This is a genomic window from Acinetobacter sp. CY73 (assembly GCF_059515865.1).
Map to the genome: position 1 here is coordinate 54,742 of NZ_JCAKMZ010000005.1, position 17,991 is coordinate 72,732.

Sequence of the window (17,991 nt, forward strand, 5' to 3'; positions counted from 1 at the left end):
ATGAAATATCTTTTGGAGAACTGATCATATAAAACTGGAAAAATACCCAGCACACAATTGATGAGAAACTGGCTTAATATTCAAGCTCAGTGAATGATCATTTAACAATAATTCGTCAATAAGTTACTGAGTAGTAGAGAGATCAAACAGAAGATCATTTAATTCATAATTTTAACAGTATTGATTTGAAGAAGCTTTAACTGATCAAGGTTAAAGCTCCTATTTGTTGAGTTTTTTTAGCTTTTTTTTAGTTTGTTTTTAACTGGTTTTTACTTAATTACCTCGATAAGTCGAATAGCCATAAGGACTGATCAACAATGGAATATGGTAATGCTTGACTGAACCATCGGTTTGAAAAATGACAGGTACTTCTGGAAAGAAAGACGTTTGCTTATTTTGCTTAAACCAGTCTCCGGTCTTGAAGGTGACTTTATATATCTTGTTATCAAAAGTTCTATTTTCTGGAAATAATGCGGTTACACGACCTTGCGCATTGGTTTTAGCTTCTGCAATCTGTGTCCACTTGCCATTGTTTTGCTCTTCTAAGGTCACTTTGACTTCAGCTGAAGGCAATCCATTTTCTAAGTTAAGCACATGTACGCTTAAAGGATTTTGCGCCATGACGCCACTTGAAATCAATACACTACCCGCGAATAAAAACAACTTGTTCATATCATCATCCTGCATAAAGTTAAATTAGATTTGTTTGAGTGTAATTTCCACACCCTGTTGTGCGCACTGATCATCCTGAATCGAACCGCCTGCCCCCGCTACGCCAACCGCGCCCAGGAGCTGAGTTTTATAAACAACCGGTACTCCGCCGCCTAAAAGGAGTAATTCAGGTAAGCTGGTTAAATTCTGTGAATCCAGATTCTTTTGCGCATTGCGCATAAATTGTAAGGTGCTGACCTTGCTTGAATATGCAGTAAAGGCTTTCCTTTGCGCTGCAATTAAATTATGTATGCCCACGGTTTCATGCCGTTGACTTGCCAGTACATTGCCTCCCTGATCAAGAACCACTACAGCGGCAGGTTTTGCACTGTCGGTGCAAGCTTGCATGACATTTATCGCCAGTTGATTGGCCAGCTTCAAATCCATGACATAGCCAGTTTTAGGCGCGCCATAGCTCACAGAACTCAATAAAACCATAGAAGCACAGAGCAGTTTTTTAATCATGTTGATGGTGCCAAATGCAAAGTTAACTTAGCTTAGCGAAGATAAGCTCCTGATTGCATGACAATAAGATTACGGATTGGTAATGTGAAAAACAGATAAAACCCTATACTATGCTATAGATGCAGATACTTATTATTGAAGATGAAACCAAAATTGCTGAATTTCTAGCAAAAGGCTTAAACGAATCGGGTTATTTATCCAGTATTGCTCATGATGGATTAACCGCATTAACCTTGCTGCAAAACAAGAAATTTGATCTGGTGATTTTGGATGTCATGTTACCTGAAATAGACGGTTGGCAAGTGCTCAAGACCTTAAGGACTTTTTCTCAAATGCCAGTACTGATGCTGACTGCGAAAGATCATGTGTTGGATCGGGTTAAAGGCTTAGAACTGGGCGCAGATGATTATTTGATTAAGCCCTTTTCTTATATTGAATTACTCGCCAGAGTCAAAAGCCTATTGAAACGCAGTGTAAAAGCCGACTCTGAATGCTATCAAGTTGAAGATTTAATGTTAAATCGACTTGAACGCACGGTTTATCGGAACCATCAAAAAATTGAGCTCAGCGCGAAAGAATTTTCACTTTTACAGGTGTTAATGCAGCATCAAGGTGAATTACTCACCCGCTCACAAATTGCCTCGGAAGTATGGAACATTAACTTTGATACCGACACCAATGTAGTCGATGTCGCGATTCGACGTTTACGTGCCAAAATTGATGATCATTTTCAGCCCAAATTAATTCATACTGTTCGAGGTATGGGTTATCGTTTAAGTCTCGATAAATGAAAACAAGCTTAAGGCATTTGAGTTTAACCACACGTCTAAGTCTGGCCTTTAGCATGATTTGTTGCGCTGTATTTTTGGGTATTGGCCTGCTTTCTTATCACAATATGCAGCATCTGCTGGCTCAACAACGCGATCAGAACTTAACTGCGCGTGTTGAACGCATCGAAATATTTTTACATGATCAAGACAGTTTTCAAATTCTGGTTCAACATCCTCGGCTGTATGAAAATATGCTGGGCAAAGAAGACAATCTTTTAATCTTAAGAAATCAGCAACGGGCTTTAATTGAGATTAATCCACTGAACGTCCATATTCCCGCGATGGTCGAATCAAAAAACATGCGCTTTTTAGACAATCAATCTGAAAATGCCACCACCCGCTTAGCCTATAAAACTGTGATTTTTAATCAGCAGCAGTATCAACTCATTGCCGGCACACAACTGAGTGATGCCCAAGCGACATTAGATCAATATTTATGGAAATTAATCCTCTATAGCGTACTCGGAATTATCATGACAAGCCTGCTCGGCCGCTGGGTGGGTGGCTATTTACTTAAGTCTTTAAATGATTTGATTGCACAAACCTATCAAATTCAAGGTACTCAATCGCATCAGCGCTTTGAAGCTCACAGCACCAGCATTGAAGTGGAAAAACTCCGTTCAGCCATGAATGCGATGTTGGAAAAAATTCAAATGAATTATGAGCAATTGGCTCGTTTTTCTGAAGATATTGCGCATGAATTAAGAACCCCTTTAAATAACTTAATCGGGCAAACACAAATCATGCTGATGCAATCTCGGTCACAACAGGAATTGGAACAGCTTTTGTATTCTCATCTGGAGGAATATGAACGGCTCAGCAAGATGATAGACAATATGTTGTTTATTGCGCGTTCTGAACACAGTGATTATCTGATCGAAAAGCAAAACATTGACTTAGCCAGTCTGATTCAAGAGTTGGTCCACTATTTTGAATTCTTGGCTGAAGACAAAAACATGACCTTCGTTTTAACCTTAGAAACAGGTATTCACCTCTATGCCAATACCGATCTATTCAAACGAGCGTTGTCCAACCTGATGATCAATGCGATTGATTATGGAATGCAAGATCAGGAGATTGTGATTTCAACCCAATCTACACAGCATTACGTCGAGATTGAAGTATTAACCAAAAATATCTTTATTGATGACTCACATTTGAATCATGTCTTTGACCGTTTTTATCAAATTGATCCCAGTCGCCATCACAAAGCAAAAACAGGCGGATTGGGGCTTTCCATTGTGAAATCTATCATGATGTTACATCAGGCAGAGGCTAGTGCTTATAACAGCCCTCAAGGCATTGTATTTAAATTAAAAATGAATCGTCTAGAAAATTTTGACAACGTATAAAATAATATTAAACCTCTTTCATAAATCATTTTTTGAACTTTTAAAATTCATGATGTAAGTTCCCTCTCCTTGCAGGAGAGGGTTAGGGAGAGGTTGTTTTATGCTTAAAGCCTCTCATCCTCTTGCGGAATGCATTCCTCATCCTAGGGGGAGAAGGGACTTTCATTAATAATTTAAGTACCGATTAATCATCATTTTTTGATTTTTGAAATAACTCTATTAAATAGGGCTAATGTTTTAAATCGTTTAAAATCAAGATCACTTACATACTGCCAAGACGAATTTTTAAAATCAAAGCTTCACATTTTTCATAAGCTTTGCCTCCCCCTTTTAACCAATGAAAAGCAATATAGATGATGTTTTTAAAGAAATTTTTAATTTTTTTGATCAAGCTAAATCCAATCAATTGAATGTTAAAGTTTTTAAACTTTTTAAAATCCCATCCTCTACCATGTCTGTAAACACGTTTAAGCATAATCCCATGCTGTATTTTGTACGTCCTAGCGTACATGCATTCAAGCCTTTTGCGACTGTCCCATCATGCAGCCATTTCCTATGATAGGGATATAGAGAGCAGGATGCTCCCGATAAAAATAATAAAAGACAGCAACGGAGAATGCAGGTACGACAGGAGTTATACCGACGCATCAAATACGTAAAAAAGCCCAACAGGATGTTGGGCTTTTTTATTCAACTGAAATTACCGCTGTTATGATTCAACCAAGCAATCTTCTGAGTGATTTTTGATCTTTAATGCCTAAGAAGCCATCAATGCTTCAATCTCTTCAATGCTTTTAACCACATTTTTGGTCAGAACCAATGGCCCTTGTTTAGTCGCAACAATGTCATCCTCAATACGAATACCAATACCACGCCATTTGGCATCCACAGTCTCATCATCAGGTGCAATGTATAAACCTGGCTCTACTGTGACGACCATGCCTTCTTCGTAAGTTCGCCATTCACCGTTTTGCTTTTATAAACCAACATCATGCACATCCATACCCAGCCAATGCCCTGTGCCATGCATATAAAACTGACGGAATGATTCAGTTTCAATAATCTAGACATTAAAACATAGTTAACATGGATGAGTAATAGGTAAAAATTTGTTCGATTTTATGGCTCGTTAAAATCATACTGACTATGAATTTTAATTAATTCCTTTTTTTGCTCTTCTGTAATATTTTTTAACCGAAGAATATCTTTCTCTTTAATTTTAGGTTCAGTTTTTAAACCTTCAAATCCCATTATTTCTACTTCTTTATCTAGCCATTCCTGTGATGGTTGAGACATCTGATATTTGCTTATCTTAGGATGAAAAAATTCTAATTTTTTATTATCTTTATTTTCAACATAGTGAAGATTCTTTTCATAGACTGCATCACTTTCATACTGATTTCTAATAATATGAGTGATTTGTTTCACCATATCATCAGAAAAAATAAATGTTCGAATATAATCTGTACGTAAACCATCATGTTCATAGGGATCATCATAGTAAAAATAATGTCCACGTTTAGTATCAATAGCCTCGATTATGTAAGAAATATCAGTACTATCTTTGAAATTTTTATCTAAAACTTTACCTTTATCAATTACTGTTATAATTTTGTCATAGCTATACCAAGGTGATCCTGTACTTTTACCATAAATATATAAATTTACTCTTAAACCACTTAAATCTACAGCAGGATCAATATTAAACTCATAAGTGACGTTATTTGGTCCATTGATTGGACTACATCCTATTATAAAAACTAAAATTATTATAATTGATAAATACTTAAATCTATTCATCGGTAGCGAGATCCTATAGCAAGATGTGAGTTTTACACTACATTTAAAAATAAATATTATTATATTTATCAATAAATTATAAACCATCAAAGTGTAGTGTAAAGAATTGAATCGGTTGTAACTTTTTTCCATCCGTTCACCTTGGCTAATTCGGCTGTTTAGGCAGAATTCCGTATTGTTCTATAATTATTAGAAATAGATTCAAAATCATCTTTTATAAGCAATGGGCTTTGTTGCATAAACATATAAGTATTTGATTTTAATAAATTTAGTCTAAAATTAATTAAATCTTTTAAAATCATAAACTTATAAAATATTTATGCAACAAAGCCGTGGGCATCTATGGATTATCTCTATCTTTATTGACTTCAGTTCAATTATTTATATGAATTTAAAATCATTTGTTACCTACAGAAAATTTAAAATATTTATTATCTAATTCACCACTTTTATATTTAGATAGCATAGAAATTACAAATTTTTCTTTACTTAAATCATTATTCTTAAGATGTGCTGGTATGTCATTAGAGTGAATTATAAATGGTATCATCACTGTCTGATTTCTTAATAACTTTATTTTATTCAAGTATTTACTATCCAATAGGTTTTTTTTATCTAATTGTATGATTCTATTATTATCAAAAATTAAAAATAATGAAGAATCTGTTTGAACAAAATCACCTTTATCTAATAAGGTTGAAAAGCCTTCAAGATCAAAATCATTCGTACCTATATTTTTGAGGGTTAGATTAAGAATATAATCTTCTCCATCTTTTGAAAGTATTACAGATGGTTCAAAACAACTCTCACAACTTGTATGAGATTTATAAATATTAGACTTGAAGTCATGAATATTGACCATTAGTTTCATTTGTACATTGATGGCATCATCTGATTCAGTCGTGAAAGGAAATCCATACTTCTTATTTGATTTATTTAAATATAATTCAGTTCCTATATTGGGTGGATACTTTTCTTTATGGTTCATTTTGATCTCACGCTCCACTAATTTAATTTTAATTTTATCTGTCGGATCGCTTGATATAAATTTCCCTATTTTTATAAATTTATCATTTTTATTTTCATACGGATCTTTGGAATTCAAATTTATATAATAATTATTTTGATCTTTATAACCGAAGTATTCATTAACTCCCTTATAAGTCAAATCTGAACTTGAATATACCTCTATATCAGTTTGGTCTGTTTCATTTTTCATATTCATTGAACTACAACCTATTAATGTGAAGGCTAAGCACATTATTAAAGCTTTTTTCATAGTACGATATTTCATTTAGTCATCGTTTCCTTTTCAAACTAATCCTTAATGAAATTAAAATAATCTATTGGGATCTTGGGATTTTTCCAGATGAACTTGCTCCCATTAAGTTATCTAGCGAATAGCGCTTCCAATCTTGAGTTTTTTTCTGGAATTGCTAAATCAACCATTATTGTTTGAGGATCTATATACATCTTATGCACCGGTAATACCCCCATTTTTAATTGAATTAATCAGTAGAAACTTTCAAACCTTAATTAACCCGAATCGCGGATAAGGATTTTTCTTTAAAATCATAAGCTCAATGTAATTTTATGATTAGTTTTTAGTGTTATCAGACCAAAGAATAGACTTTTTTATGCTCAAAATGATGGATAAGTCTCAAGATTAATAATCTCATTTCTTTAAGCAGGATTCGGGTTAATTATTTTGTTTAAATTTAGGTGGTCGACCATCAACTGACATATGAGGTCGTTCATGATTATAGAAGTGCTGCCATGCAGTTGTATAGTCCTGAACTTCATGCAGCTCTCGAAATAAATATTGATTTAAGCATTCATAACGTACCGTGCGATTAAAACGTTCAACATAGGCATTTTGCTGAGGGTTACCAGGTTGAGTAAATACATGCTCAATTCCATGCTGATCACACCAATCTTTCATGAGGTCACTTATATATTCTGGTCCATTGTCAGATCGAATACGCTTAGGTTTTCCTCGCCATGCAATAAGTTGATCCAAGCCTCGCAGAACTCTTTCTGTTGGTAGTGAAAAGTCAATTAACAGCTCAATGGATTCACGATTAAAATCATCAATAATGTTACGTATACGGTAACTGCGCCCATCGCTGAGTTGATCGTGCATGAAATCCATAGACCATGTCTCATTCACTGCCATAGGAACAGATAAAGGCTCAGGTTGGGCACGCTTAAGTCGTTTATTCGGTTTAATTCTTAGGTTAAGTTCTAATTCTTTGTAAATTCGATAAACCCGTTTGTGATTCCATTGATAGCCTTTGACATTGCGCAAATACTGAAAGCAAAGTTTAAATCCCCAAGTAATATGCTCATTGGTGAGTTTAAGCAACCATTCGGAAATGATGGCATCCTGCTCTTTGAGCTGGGCAGTGTAGCGATAACAGGTTTGGCTGACTTTAAATATGAGACAGGCCTGACTCACAGAAAGCTTAAATTGCTCAACCGCATGTCGAGCAAGAGACTTACGCTGAGCTGGCCTTATAACTTTTTTGATAGCGCATCTTGAAGAACATCAGATTTTAGGCGTTCGTCAGCGTAAATTCTTTTCAGCCGTGCATTTTCAGCCTCTAATTCTTTAAGCCTCGTGATCATTGAAAGATCCATCCCGCCATATTTAGACTTCCATTTATAGAAAGTTGCGGTACTCATGCCGTGCTCACGACAAAGGTTTGGAACAGGTATTCCTGAGTCAGCTCGTTTCAAAATACTCATGATTAAGCTGTCTGAATACTTAGATGTTTTCATAGTAAATCTCCTTGTATCAAAGTTATTCGATTTTCTAATTTTAAGTTCAATTTTTTTTAGGGGTATTACCGGCTTTTAATAGGGTTGAGTAAAGGATTGGATAACCAAATTTTTGTTCAAACAAAGGAATAAGATCTTTCACTTGAGAAAATTCAGTCATTTCAACAAAGTGTTTGAAAGCATCCATATCCTTGATTTTAGTGGGTCGGCCTGCATTGATTTTAGGCTGTTTCAATTCTCCAGTGGTGTTTTGAAGAAGAATCCAATCATCCAAAGTAGTCCTAGATATTTTAAGAGTTTTACATGTATATGATTTGTGATTGTTTTCTTCATAAAACTGCATGACTTTTTCACGTAAATCCACTGAATATATTTTAGGCATAATCTTGCTCAAATGAATTTTTCACCATTGTATCCTAAAATAAGATTTCAGCTATAATTGCCTATCATGGGGACATAGAAAGCAGGATGCTCCAGATAAAAAAAACGAATAACAGCAATGGACATGCAGGTATGACAGGAGTTATACCCACGCATCAAATAGGTAAAAAAGCCCAACAGGATGTTGGGCTTTTTTATTCAACTGAAATTACCGCTGTTATGATTCAACCAAGCGATATTCTAAGTGATTTTTTGATCTTTAATGCTTAAGAAGCCACCAATGCTTCAATTTCTTCAACAGTTTTTACAACTTTAGAGGTTAGATTTAACGGTCCATTTTTTGTGGCAACAATGTCATCCTCAATACGGATCCCTATGCCACGCCATTTGGCATCCACAGTTTCATCATCAGGTGCAATATAAAGACCTGGCTCTACAGTCACGACCATACCCTCTTCATAGGTACGCCATTCACCGTTTTGCTTATATGAACCCACATCGTGCACATCCATACCCAACCAGTGACCTGTGCCATGCATATAGAACTGACGGAAAGTTTCTTTTTCAATAATTTCCTCAATATCACCTTGCATAATGCCGAGATCAAGCAAGCCTTGAACCAAAATACGCACCGCAACGTTGTGTGGTTCTTTATAAGAGTTCCCAATACGCACAGCATCAATCGCTGCGATTTGCGCTTCTAAAACGATTTGGTAAAGCGCTTTTTGTTCAGGACTAAATTTGCCATTCACAGGGAAAGTACGGGTAATATCTGATGCATAGAACTCATATTCACATGCAGCATCAATCAAGACCAAATCCCCATCTTTCAATGGTTTGTTATTTTCAACATAATGTAAAATACAGCCATTTGCACCACCACCAACAATACTGTTATATGACGGTACACAACCATTTTTACCGAAGATATAATTCAGTTCAGCTTCTAGTGCATATTCCATCATACCCGGACGTACTGCTTTCATCGCTTGGGTATGCGCTTCAGCACTAATATCTGACGCGATTTGCATCAATTGTATTTCTTCAGCGTCTTTATGCAAACGCATTTCGTCAACGATGCGATCTAATTGAATTATTTGTGTAGGCGCTGTTGTGCCCTTACGAGACTCACCATTGGCTTCAACGACCCACTTCGCTACGCGTGCATCAAACTTTGCACGATGTCCGATGCGATAGAATAATTTTTCTTTATTCAGTAGTTTTTGAATGATTTCTTCATCCAGCAGATCAATCGCATAAGCTTCATCTGCATCATAATCATCTACCGCACCATCTACACCAGCTCGATAACCATTCCAGATTTCCATTTCACGGTTACGTTCACGGCAAAATAGACTATAGGTATATTCTTCACCATTTTCTGAAGTTTCAATCACCGCAACAGCTTCAGGCTCAGCAAATCCCGTTAAATAAAAGAAACTGCTATCGGTACGATATTTATAGTCTGCATCACGATTACGCATTGCCTCTTGGCTAGTTTCAATGATTGCAATACTGTTCGGTCCCATCGCTTCAGCTAAACGATCACGACGGTCTTGAAAATCTACTTGAGTTAATTTCATTGTTATATGGCTTTTCTAGATGAATATGAGGTTGATGTTTACACCTTACATGCAAACATCAACAGACAGCAATTTGAACTTATTTCATCATTTTAGAAATGAATCTATCTATTCATTATTTACAATGCAATTTAGCTCAAACGACTCGGGGTAAACATCTCAACGACATTAATATCCGTTTTTTTAGCTGAGTTGCTTTTCACTTTTTTCAACAAAGTACTTTCTGAAACGTCAATCTTAGAGCGTCCAAGTGCAAGGCTTACAGGAATCAGACGAACAAATTCATAGAGTTCTTCATAGCTCTGTTCGCCTTCTTCATCGTTATCCGATTCTTCGAACTCAACCGCAGCAACATTTTGCAGATGTTCAATTAATTCAATTTCATCTGCACGGATTTGACCTGAAGCCAAACCAAAGCCGAGAACGACACCCGCGCACCAATCAGCAAGCGCTTGAACGCGTTCATCCAGTGCATGCGTGTCATCTGGTAGGATCGGTAAATAGTCTAATTCATCATCCGATAAAGCATGTGAAACATCTTCAGCTTCTTGCACCAACAAGTCCAATGCTTCATCTGTCAATTCTGGCACAGCAAGCGTCGTTAAGATTTGTTGCCATTCTTCTCGTGAAGGCGATTGCGTTACACAAACAATACCAGTTAAAAGCCCATGTAACTCACTTGGACTTGAAATCTCTTCAATTGAACTAAAATTTTGATTCCAATCTAACCAACCTGAAATATCGTCTTGCATTCGCTTTTCCATTCTCTATACTTCTGTATATATTACCTTTGATTACGAATCTACGCGACCTCGTTATGTTAGAACAATTACAGCGTCTACAGGCGCACATCAATACGCTCAAAACGCGTCTGCATGACGTTGAGAGTCAAAATGCAACCTTACTACAAGAAAAACAGCGTAGTGAGGAACAACATTTCTCGCAAATCGTGCAAAAAAACAGCATCATCACACAAAAACAAGATGAAGCAGATAATCTCACGGAAAAATTAAGCCAATTACAGACTTCTTTTAATCAGCTCAATACCGATTCAACCGCTTTGGCTGAACGTTATGGACGTTTAGAGAAAAGTTGTACTGATCTTAAAAATCGTTTCCAAGAAATTTTAGCTGAGCGAAACGAACTGCGTGTGGTGAAAGAAAAGATTTTGGGTGAGCAACGCCAAGCTCAGCAGGAAATTCAAGCATTACAGGCTGAACGTACACGTCTAGTCCAAAAAAATGAACATGCCAAAGCAAAAGTTGAAGCCATTATTCAGCGTCTTGCGATTCTAGGTACTGAGCAAGATCATCATGCGCAAGAGATTCAACAACTTGCTCATCCTACTGAACCCAATGAGGAAGCTTAAGCATGTCTGAATTAGTCACAGTCGAGTTACGTTTAATCGAACAATCTTTTCGTTTATCGACCACTGCTGATAAAAAAGCAGATTTAGAACGTGCAGGTGATCTACTCAATGAAAAGTTTCAAGAATTTCGTCGTAAAGCGCCAAATGTTGAACACAACAAATTGGTGATCATGGTTGCACTTGAGCTGATGCAAGAAGTGCTTAGCATGAACAAATCCTTACAAGAATACGCGCACTGTGAACGACTTTTAAGTGTGATTCTGGAAGATGTTGAAAAGGCAGTATAAAAACTGCTTTTTCTTTATGCAAATAGATCAAATTCAGTTGCATTTGACAGCCTAAGTCCAAGTTAAGATTTGCCAATCATCCTTGATGATATATACTTGGTTTATCTCTGAGGTGCTCGCCAGTGAGTCTATATCCCTGCCGATACTTATATCCCCGGATGCGTTCTGTGTATTTAGAGTGTATGCCTGCCTTCGTGCAGGAAACCCAGCAAGTATACGTCGCGTCCACCTTGAACTCATCGGGTTCAGGGTAACGACATGCAGCGGCATCTTCGGAGTGTTTATTTTCTTATTAAACTGTTTAATCAAAAAATAATTTAAAATATAAAAAATCTATTAAAAAATTTAGTTTTATTCAACTTAAATATTTCGCATTATTCTAAATTTAGTTCATCGTCATCTATTAACGATTTTTATATTCCTACTCTTAAGAATCCGATTCAATTGAGCATAAAAAAAGCACCTATAAAAATAGATGCTCTCAGTTTACCTTCCTTGATTACATTCACAATTCGTCAACCCATTGATTGGTTATGCAAGCTGTTATCCATCTTACGTGTTTCTTCATGGAAACTCGGGTTATGTGCACAGCCTGTTAAAGTTACAACCAATGCTACTGCCACAACTAATTTACTCATCTGCCTGTATCCTCATAAAAATTGTTTAGAAAGTCCAAGTTTCATTCCAACTTTCCTGTGCAATAAATATACGTGAATACAATTAATTGTTAAAACAGATTAATTTTATAATTACGATTTGTATTTTAGATTAAAATTTATATCAATCTCATTTTCGATTATTCATCTTTTAAAACACATTTGAAATTCGCTGGGAACTGAGCACAACGCGCCTTTTTCAAAATACTCATCATCGCAGGGTCATAATAGCCCTCTTTGGTCATTTGAATTCGCGCTTCTCGCATAATTTTTAAATACCCTGGCTTTTCTGCTTCACGAATATCCATCCAATATTTTTCAGAAATGTCTTTTTCCATTTTATCGACAAATTGAAAAGTAGGTGTCAGTTGCTTAGAGATCAGCTCACGAGCAATCGGTCCCATCCCTGCTGGAAATTTATTGCGATGCATGATCAGCGTTCCTGTCACTTGAATCAGTGGAAAGCGAATAATGGCACCCATGACTTTTCCTGATTTGTCTTGCATGCCTTTATGCAGTTCTAAGGGATCAAATAAAATCGCAGGTGCCGCCATAATATCCACTTCACGATTATTAAATTTCCCACCAACCGATGTTAAATCAACGATTACAGGTTGCGCACCGACATTTTGAACCAGTTTTTTTTGTGTCGCATCAAAGCCCATTACTGCAACTTTTTTACCCGCAGCTTTCGGTAAAGTATCAATACGGCGATCATTCACCATGATATACGCCGCACCTAAAGGTACAATACCCACCACTTCATAGTCACGATTCACCATCTTATTATCAAATTCTGGGCGAGCTAAAAGCTGAATCACTTGCGTCAATTGTTTGTAGTTTTGCACTGCACCGATCGCATCAATACTCCCCACAAATTTATTAAATTGGCGCGCACGAATATTACTGATTCCTGCACCATCACAGCGTTCACTTCTGAAGTCTTCTGTAAGCACACGTTCATCGGTATAAACTTTAAGGTTGACCTCAGTTGATGCTTTTTGTTTCAACTTTGGATAATCGAGATCAATCTTCATTTGTAATTTTGAAGGGCGTGTAATATTCATATTTATCCCAAAGTCTTTAGCAACTTGAGATATTCTTGGGAGTTCACTGATATAACTGGTCGCTTGATCAAAAGCCTCTCCATTTGCACCATTCGGTGAATAAATGCAAAGGGTCACTTCTTTTGGTATTTGTTTCCACGTCTGTGGATTATTCAATAGCGTTTTAACTTTAGCGGTTGAATGAGCAGAAAGTGACAAATCTAATTTAGGCGCAGCATAAATGAGTTGAGTAATAAACGTTGTTGATGCGATTGTTGTGAGCACTGCCAAGTGACGTAATACTTCGATGTTATTCTTCATAAGGAATCCTTTTCCTAAAGCATTTTTATTATTCAAACATGTTATGTTTATTAAGTTAAATTAATTAAAACTTTAAACCAATGACTGAGTAGCTTACAGAATCAGGCGATTAAACCATAGGAGTCGAAAATCTAATGCTCCATGTAATTTATATTTATAAATAAGCCTCTTAAGTTCGCTTTCCTTTAGTCGGTTAATCATTTTAAATGATCAATGGCATTATTTTTTTATTAAAAAAAAGCAGCCGAAGCTGCTTAAACGTTATCTATTTATTTAAGATTTATTTAATCGCAATGCATTGATCACGACAGATAAAGAACTTAAGGACATCGCAATGGCAGCAATCATGGGCGTAAGCAATAAACCTATAAGGGGGTAAAAAATTCCCGCTGCGACTGGCACGCCTAAACCATTATAGAGAAATGAGAATGCAAGGTTTTGCTTCATATTTTTAACACCAAGTTTTGCCATGTGAATCGCATCTGCCACACCACGCACATCACCTTTTACCAACGTGATTTGTGCAGTCTGTTTGGCAATGTCAGTGCCATTACCCATAGCAATCCCGATATTGGCTTGGGCTAATGCAGGCGCATCATTAATTCCATCTCCTGCCATAGCAACCACTTTAGCTTCGGCTTGGAATTTTTTTACAAGCTCTAATTTATCTTGTGGTGTGCAATTGGCAAAGACCTGTTGAATCCCCAAGGTTTCAGAAACGACGGTCGCATTTTGCTCATGATCACCTGTTGCCATGACCACTTCCACACCATCATCTAACAATTGGCGAATCACTGCTTTTGCATTTTGTTTGATCGCGTCATGGATTGAGATATAGGCTAAAACTTGCTGATCATTTGCAATAAAACTCATCACATTGCCTTGACGGCGTTGTTGGTCAAGTTGCTGTATGAGTGATTTATTTAGGGATAACCCCATATTTTCAATGAGTTTCTGACTTCCCACATATAACCATTGACCATCAACTTTAGCCTTCACACCAAAACCAGAAACATCTTCAAAGTCTTGAGTAGTTAGTAACTGATCCTCAGGTACAAGTCTTGATAGTGTCTTGGCAATCGGATGACTCGAATGTTGCTCAATGGAAGCAATCCAAGTTTCAACTTGATTCTGTTGAACTTGATCTGTGAGCAACTTGATCTCTTTTAGACTCGGTTTACCCTCGGTCAATGTCCCCGTTTTATCAATGATCAAGGTATTTACTTTACTCAAAACTTCAATCGCTTCAGCATCTTTAAATAAAACCCCTTTTTGCGCTGCTCGTCCTGTGGTCGCCATGACAGACATTGGTGTAGCTAAACCTAAGGCACAAGGACAGGCAATGATCAATACAGCTACAGCACACATCAATGCCAAATCAAACTGAGCCTGCCCAAAGACCATCCAAGCAACAAAGGTTAAAACACTAATAATAAGCACAGTGATGACGAAGTATTTAGCAACCACATCCGCCATTCGCTGCAAAGGTGCTTTTGAACGTTGTGCATCTGCGACGGTCTGAATCATTTTGGCTAGTGTAGTGTTTGGACCAATAGCCGTGGTTCGTATTTGAATACTGCCCTGTTGGTTCACCGTTCCACCAATCACTGGATCGTTAAGCATTTTCTTAACAGGAAGTGGCTCACCTGTCATCATTGATTCGTCAATGTGGGTTTGTCCCTCAACCACGATTCCATCCAATGGAATCTGTTCACCTGACGCAATCAGTAAAATATCACCTTGATGAATCTGATCAATATTGACTTGAATGGTTCGACCATTTTCAATTCGTTTGGCTGTACTCGGTTGAAGTTTAAGCAAGGCTTTTAAAGAGTCTGCTGTTTTGGCACGCGCTTTCAGCTCCATGATTTGTCCAAGCAAACTTAATGACACAATCATACATGCAGCTTCAAAATAGACTGCGACACCATGTCCTGTTTTTGCTTCCATCGGAATCAGAGATGGGAAAATGGTCGCCACTACACTGTAAATAAATGCAGCTAATATGCCGACACCGATCAAACTCCACATATTTAAATTGCGGGTTTTATATGAAGTAAAACAACGCTCAATAAATGGCTTACCTGCCCATAGCACCACTGGAATACTCAACACCAATTCAATCCACGGTTGAATATGCGGTGAGATAAAGGCATGAATATGTGAACCCATTGCCAAAACAAAAACCAGTAAAGTAAGTGGCAAGGTCATCCAAAACCGATGGCTAAAATCAACCAACTCAGGGTTTGGTCCATCATCTAAACTCGGTTGCATGGGTTCAAGTGCCATGCCACAAATCGGACATGTACCCGGCCCTTTTTGTACAATTTCAGGATCCATTGGACAAGTGAACATCACATCATCCATTCCTTCGGGCTGTGCTCGTTGATCCATCGGAATCAAATACGGTTCAGGATCATTTCTAAACTTGGATAAACAAGATGGGTGACAGAAATAATAGGTCTGATTTTGATAATCTGTCTTTAACTCTGTTGATGTTGAAACCGACATACCACAAACAGGATCAATTGCTGACTCTCCATCAGTAACTACATGCACGCCCCCATAGCAACCATTTGACAGAGCTGAAGTTGGTTTTGAAGGTTCAGTGCCACAGCACGAACTTTGAGTCTGCGCTGTCTTTTCAGACTTTTCAGACTTTTCAGACTTTTCAGCTATCGGCTGAATGATCTGATTCTGATTACTCTTACTACCACAACAGGAAGAACTTTGAGACTTTGTTAAATACTGCTCTGGATTGGCTACAAACTTTTCTAAACATTTTGGATTGCAAAAATAATAAGTCGTCCCTTGATATTCAACCTGTGGCTTTTCAGGATTGGTCACCGTCATACCACAGACAGGATCAATCGCTTTAAATGAGCATGATGGATCTAAACGTATAAGACTTTTAATTTTAGAAGCTTGTTCATACTTTTTAGATGATGAACAACATGATTGAATATTCTGAGTTGTTTCAGATTGATCCGAATGGTTGACATGCTCAAAAGGCATATTGTGCTCAAAAGGATTGCTACTTACTTTTTTATAGTCTATTTCATTAATATAGCTATTGGGCTGTAATTCAAACTTTTCTTTGCAAACAAGACCACAGAATAAATATTTCCTTTGACTCCAATGAATAAAATGTGGTGAATTCTCATCGACTTTCATCCCACATACGGGATCAATATCAATCACTTCCACAATCTGTTCAGATTGCGTCGTTTCTTGATCAGACTTTTTCGAACAGCATGAAGGTTTTTGTTGCTCAGTCATAACGATCACCTTTATTCATTTATCATTTGTGCTAGCATAAAGTCTGTACCTAAGTACAGAGTCAAGCCTTTTAGGAAATCAATAATGCTCACCATTGGAAAGCTTGCAAAACATTGTGATATGAATATAGAAACGATTCGCTACTATCAGCGAATTGGATTATTACGTGTTCCAAAATCAACGACGGCATATCGTTATTACAATGAGCAAGACATTGAAACTTTAAACTTTATTCAAAAAGCCAAAGATGCTGGACTACAACTGCGTGAAATCCAAGAATTACTCACTTTAGAACTTGATGACCGCGTTCAAGTCAGACAGGTCATTGAACAACGTCTAGCAAAAATTGATCAGCGTATTCAAGAATTACAATCTTTAAAATTACGTTTAGCCACTTGGCTGGATGAATGCAAAAGTAGCAGCGAAGATTGTTGTCCAATTCTGAAAGCTTTAAAAAATTCTGAATAAATCTACAACGTCGACTCAGTCAAAATCATAGAGAAACACATGTCCGCGAACCTAAATATATTGCGTAAAACATTAAGACAACAGCGTCGACGCGTGTCTATTTTTGAACAAAGACAATCTGAACAGAATATTTTAAAACTGATCATAAAATCTGTAGCGTTTAAGCATTCTCAAAACGTCGGTCTTTATCTTCATGCATTTGGCGAAATTCAAACGGATTTGATCATCAAAAAATGTTTTTCACTTGGGAAAAACGTCTACCTACCGATGATTTGCAACATGAATCAGAAACTTGTTTGGATTCGAGTATCACCCAAACAGTATTTAAATAGGCGATTTAGTCATCATCGGCTCGGCATGAAAGAACCGATAAAAGCGCGTGGTAACAATGTCAAAAAGCTTGATTTGCTCATCATGCCATTATTAGCATGTGATGCAAATGGTACACGTATGGGCATGGGTGGCGGTTATTATGATCGCACTTTAACACAAGCCAAATGCAAGCCGATTCGCTTAGGGCTAGCGCATAATTTTCAATATTTACCAGAACCGCTAATCCGTCGTCACTGGGATCAACCTCTGGATATTTTAATCACGCCATCAAAAACTTACCGTTTTAGACGAATTTAGAGTTAAATCATGAATTTTGCTTAGTATTTATA

The 17,991-nt window shown here is 37.0% G+C and carries 19 protein-coding genes, 1 other RNA gene and 1 pseudogene; 8 read left to right on the top strand and 13 right to left on the bottom strand.

All coding sequences use genetic code 11. The features are described from left to right. Window positions 1–273: 273 nt before the first annotated feature. Together uraH and AC5YD2_RS04200 are read right to left on the bottom strand one after the other, a co-directional pair. Window positions 274–672 (bottom strand): hydroxyisourate hydrolase, encoded by a 399-nt coding sequence (uraH, locus tag AC5YD2_RS04195; protein WP_496125115.1) that lies wholly within the window; start codon window positions 670–672, stop codon window positions 274–276. Between the two features lie 24 nt (window positions 673–696). Next, a complete protein-coding gene (locus AC5YD2_RS04200) occupies window positions 697–1,176 on the bottom strand; it encodes a heme-binding protein (RefSeq protein ID WP_496125116.1) in 480 nt (159 codons plus the stop codon). 119 nt (window positions 1,177–1,295) lie between these two features. On the opposite strand from AC5YD2_RS04200, the gene AC5YD2_RS04205 reads away from it, so the two are divergent. Both AC5YD2_RS04205 and AC5YD2_RS04210 read left to right on the top strand, forming a co-directional pair. After that, window positions 1,296–1,967, top strand: a complete 672-nt coding sequence (locus AC5YD2_RS04205) for a heavy metal response regulator transcription factor (RefSeq protein WP_496125117.1) — start codon at window positions 1,296–1,298, stop codon at window positions 1,965–1,967. Beyond that, the gene (locus AC5YD2_RS04210) at window positions 1,964–3,358 is read left to right on the top strand and encodes a heavy metal sensor histidine kinase (RefSeq protein ID WP_496125118.1); all 1,395 of its coding nucleotides are present in this window, start codon (window positions 1,964–1,966) and stop codon (window positions 3,356–3,358) included. Before AC5YD2_RS04205 ends, AC5YD2_RS04210 begins: the two co-directional genes overlap by 4 nt. A gap of 262 nt (window positions 3,359–3,620) precedes the next feature. Here the strand turns inward: AC5YD2_RS04210 and AC5YD2_RS04215 are convergent, their stop codons facing one another. The 6 genes and pseudogenes from AC5YD2_RS04215 to AC5YD2_RS04240 form a co-directional block, all read right to left on the bottom strand. Beyond that, window positions 3,621–3,833 (bottom strand): hypothetical protein, encoded by a 213-nt coding sequence (locus AC5YD2_RS04215; protein ID WP_496125119.1) that lies wholly within the window; start codon window positions 3,831–3,833, stop codon window positions 3,621–3,623. A gap of 282 nt (window positions 3,834–4,115) precedes the next feature. Further along, window positions 4,116–4,421: pseudogene (locus tag AC5YD2_RS04220) on the bottom strand (M24 family metallopeptidase); the annotation flags it as partial. Between the two features lie 56 nt (window positions 4,422–4,477). After that, window positions 4,478–5,158 (bottom strand): hypothetical protein, encoded by a 681-nt coding sequence (locus AC5YD2_RS04225; protein WP_496125120.1) that lies wholly within the window; start codon window positions 5,156–5,158, stop codon window positions 4,478–4,480. Between the two features lie 397 nt (window positions 5,159–5,555). After that, on the bottom strand, window positions 5,556–6,452 hold the full coding sequence (locus tag AC5YD2_RS04230; RefSeq protein ID WP_496125121.1) for a hypothetical protein: 897 nt from the start codon (window positions 6,450–6,452) through the stop codon (window positions 5,556–5,558). 405 nt (window positions 6,453–6,857) lie between these two features. Next, window positions 6,858–7,939, bottom strand: a protein-coding gene (locus AC5YD2_RS04235; protein ID WP_496125122.1) for an IS3 family transposase whose coding sequence is annotated in 2 segments (ribosomal slippage) — window positions 6,858–7,687 and window positions 7,687–7,939 — 1,083 coding nt in all. Because the reading frame shifts where the segments join, the coding sequence is not laid out codon by codon here. Window positions 7,940–7,985: 46 nt separating this feature from the next. Then, the gene (locus tag AC5YD2_RS04240; RefSeq protein WP_496125123.1) at window positions 7,986–8,321 is read right to left on the bottom strand and encodes a helix-turn-helix domain-containing protein; all 336 of its coding nucleotides are present in this window, start codon (window positions 8,319–8,321) and stop codon (window positions 7,986–7,988) included. Between the two features lie 86 nt (window positions 8,322–8,407). Between AC5YD2_RS04240 and AC5YD2_RS04245 the strand changes: the two genes are divergently transcribed. Then, window positions 8,408–8,590, top strand: a complete 183-nt coding sequence (locus AC5YD2_RS04245) for a hypothetical protein (protein WP_496125124.1) — start codon at window positions 8,408–8,410, stop codon at window positions 8,588–8,590. On the opposite strand, the gene pepP is transcribed toward AC5YD2_RS04245, so the two are convergent. Together pepP and AC5YD2_RS04255 are read right to left on the bottom strand one after the other, a co-directional pair. Beyond that, a complete protein-coding gene (pepP, locus tag AC5YD2_RS04250) occupies window positions 8,587–9,903 on the bottom strand; it encodes a Xaa-Pro aminopeptidase (protein WP_496125125.1) in 1,317 nt (438 codons plus the stop codon). The two genes, AC5YD2_RS04245 and pepP, sit on opposite strands and share 4 nt — an antisense overlap. 131 nt (window positions 9,904–10,034) lie before the next feature. Then, window positions 10,035–10,655, bottom strand: coding sequence for a UPF0149 family protein (locus AC5YD2_RS04255; protein ID WP_496125126.1), 621 nt, complete (start codon window positions 10,653–10,655; stop codon window positions 10,035–10,037). A 65-nt stretch (window positions 10,656–10,720) separates the two neighbouring features. Between AC5YD2_RS04255 and AC5YD2_RS04260 the strand changes: the two genes are divergently transcribed. From AC5YD2_RS04260 to ssrS, 3 genes are all read left to right on the top strand, one after another. Further along, window positions 10,721–11,272: a hypothetical protein gene (locus tag AC5YD2_RS04260; protein ID WP_496125127.1), complete on the top strand. Its 552-nt coding sequence runs from the start codon at window positions 10,721–10,723 to the stop codon at window positions 11,270–11,272. Between the two features lie 2 nt (window positions 11,273–11,274). Beyond that, window positions 11,275–11,559 carry a cell division protein ZapA gene (locus tag AC5YD2_RS04265; protein ID WP_496125128.1) on the top strand — a complete coding sequence of 95 codons (285 nt, stop codon included), beginning with the start codon at window positions 11,275–11,277 and terminating at the stop codon, window positions 11,557–11,559. A gap of 101 nt (window positions 11,560–11,660) precedes the next feature. Further along, window positions 11,661–11,842, top strand: a non-coding RNA gene (gene ssrS / locus AC5YD2_RS04270) — 6S RNA. A gap of 232 nt (window positions 11,843–12,074) precedes the next feature. Here the strand turns inward: ssrS and AC5YD2_RS04275 are convergent. The 3 genes from AC5YD2_RS04275 to AC5YD2_RS04285 all read right to left on the bottom strand — a co-directional run bounded on the left by AC5YD2_RS04275 (window position 12,075) and on the right by AC5YD2_RS04285 (window position 16,861). Further along, window positions 12,075–12,197 carry a hypothetical protein gene (locus AC5YD2_RS04275; protein ID WP_496125129.1) on the bottom strand — a complete coding sequence of 41 codons (123 nt, stop codon included), beginning with the start codon at window positions 12,195–12,197 and terminating at the stop codon, window positions 12,075–12,077. A 158-nt stretch (window positions 12,198–12,355) separates the two neighbouring features. Then, window positions 12,356–13,582 carry a putative solute-binding protein gene (locus AC5YD2_RS04280; RefSeq protein WP_496125130.1) on the bottom strand — a complete coding sequence of 409 codons (1,227 nt, stop codon included), beginning with the start codon at window positions 13,580–13,582 and terminating at the stop codon, window positions 12,356–12,358. 273 nt (window positions 13,583–13,855) lie between these two features. Then, window positions 13,856–16,861, bottom strand: a complete 3,006-nt coding sequence (locus AC5YD2_RS04285) for a heavy metal translocating P-type ATPase (RefSeq protein ID WP_496125131.1) — start codon at window positions 16,859–16,861, stop codon at window positions 13,856–13,858. Window positions 16,862–16,945: 84 nt separating this feature from the next. On the opposite strand from AC5YD2_RS04285, the gene AC5YD2_RS04290 reads away from it, so the two are divergent. After that, window positions 16,946–17,329, top strand: a complete 384-nt coding sequence (locus AC5YD2_RS04290; RefSeq protein WP_496125132.1) for a MerR family transcriptional regulator — start codon at window positions 16,946–16,948, stop codon at window positions 17,327–17,329. Window positions 17,330–17,368: 39 nt separating this feature from the next. Further along, a complete protein-coding gene (locus AC5YD2_RS04295; protein WP_496125133.1) occupies window positions 17,369–17,959 on the top strand; it encodes a 5-formyltetrahydrofolate cyclo-ligase in 591 nt (196 codons plus the stop codon). Window positions 17,960–17,991 lie beyond the last annotated feature (32 nt).